We start from the raw sequence: 329 nt of genomic DNA on the forward strand, positions 1-329 counted from the left end.
CCAGGCCCAGGGCCTGGAGCTGGCCGTGGCTCCAGAGGTAGTAGCCGGCATTGGCCAGCACCAGCAGCAGGAAGGCGATTCGCAGCATGTCGTTTCTTGGGCCCTAGTGATGAGTCACCCGCCCTAGCCTACAGCAGCCGGGCGCACGCNNCGGGTGCTGCGGGTGTGGCGGGTGCCGCAGGGGATGCAGGAGCCGTGCCCGGGGTGGCCGAGGAGGGGGCCGGCGCGTTGTCCACACTCAGCAGGCTCAGCGCCTCCGGGCGCACCTGCTGGCCCAGCCGCTCGGGCTCGGTCTGGGATGACGGTGCCAGGCCCAGGGCCTGGAGCTG

Annotated in this window: 1 pseudogene; it reads right to left on the reverse strand. The window is 71.9% G+C overall.

The annotated features are described in order from the left end of the window. Positions 1-88: pseudogene (locus KDK82_RS33410) on the reverse strand (SPOR domain-containing protein); the annotation flags it as partial. Positions 89-329: the final 241 nt, after the last annotated feature.

Origin of the sequence: Delftia sp. K82 (assembly GCF_002193035.1) — a bacterium.
Classification (GTDB): Bacteria; Pseudomonadota; Gammaproteobacteria; order Burkholderiales; family Burkholderiaceae_C; genus Comamonas; species Comamonas acidovorans.